The 1,262-nt window shown below is 61.5% G+C and carries 1 protein-coding gene; it reads right to left on the bottom strand.

Annotated elements, in window-relative coordinates:
* Positions 1–287: 287 nt before the first annotated feature.
* Positions 288–1,262, bottom strand: a 975-nt coding sequence (locus HMPREF2656_RS05820) for a TRCF domain-containing protein (protein WP_256381250.1), incomplete at its 5' end; no start/stop codon positions are given.

Genomic DNA, 1,262 nt, shown 5'->3' on the forward strand with positions numbered 1-1,262 from the left:
AATCGGCATCGGCTTCGCCAACATGATGCTCTAAAACCAAACAACAACAATGAGTGTGCCCACCCGCAACACCGGGTGGGCACACTCTCTTTTCGTTGCTGCCACTGATCGTCTAGCACCCCCGCAAATACAGCTAGACGGTCTCGAAACCGCCTTCACAAACCCCCAGGTGATAACGAACACCATGGTCAATACGGAGCTCATCGTCTGGTTGCACAAACACAGAGCTAGACGATCGGTCCGAGCGTCCTTCTTCGTCTGAAGGGGGATCACTGACGCGGTAGCGCCTACTCGCTGACCGAGAACACCTTCTTCTTCGGTGTCTCCTCCGCAGCCGATCCCGCCACGGCGATCTTGGGGGCGTCGAGGACGTCGGTCATGAAGTCGGCGACCCACTGCAGCAATTCCATATCGCGCAGGTTTGGGGAGTTGAGTGCCCGCTTTGCCCCGCCTTCCTTGGGCATCGGCACCTGCAGCGCCTTTGCCGCAGCCCGGAAGTTCGCCCCCGGGTACAAGCGCTTCAGGCGCACCTGCTTGGAGTCAGGCAACTCGACTGGGTGGAGTTTGATGCGGGTTCCCTGGGTCAGGATCTCGGAAACGCCAACTGCACGGGCCTGGTTGCGCAGTCGGGCTACGGCCATGAGCCGCTCGACCTCAATTGGCAAGGTGCCGAAGCGGTCGATCATGTCGTCGGCTGCTGCAGTCAGGGCGTCGTCGTCACGCGCTTCTGCGAGCTTGCGGTACACCTCGAGGCGCAAGCGCTCGGAGTTGATGTAGGTCTCCGGAATGTGTGCATCCACGGGCAGATCGACGCGGATTTCCTTCGGGCCTTTGTCGGTGGCGTCGATGGGTTTGCCGCTCATGAGGCCCTTGAAGGTTTCCACGGCCTCGCTGACCAAGCGGACGTACATATCGAAGCCCACGCCGGCGATGTGGCCGGACTGTTCCGCGCCGAGCACGTTGCCAGCGCCGCGCATCTCCAGGTCCTTCTGCGCCACGGCCATGCCGGCTCCCAGGTCGTTGTTTTGGGCGATGGTGGCCAGGCGGTCGTAGGAGGTCTCGGTGAGTGTCTTGTCCTTCGGGTACAGGAAGTACGCGTAGGCACGCTCGCGGGAACGGCCCACACGTCCGCGCAGCTGGTGCAACTGGCTCAGGCCCATGTTCTGGGCGTTTTCCACGATCAGGGTGTTGGCGTTGGCGATGTCCAGGCCGGTCTCCACGATCGTGGTGCACACCATGACGTCGTATTCGCGGTTCCAAAA

It is taken from the genome of Corynebacterium sp. HMSC034B08, from assembly GCF_001835805.1.
In the GTDB taxonomy this organism is placed as follows: domain Bacteria; phylum Actinomycetota; class Actinomycetes; order Mycobacteriales; family Mycobacteriaceae; genus Corynebacterium; species Corynebacterium coyleae.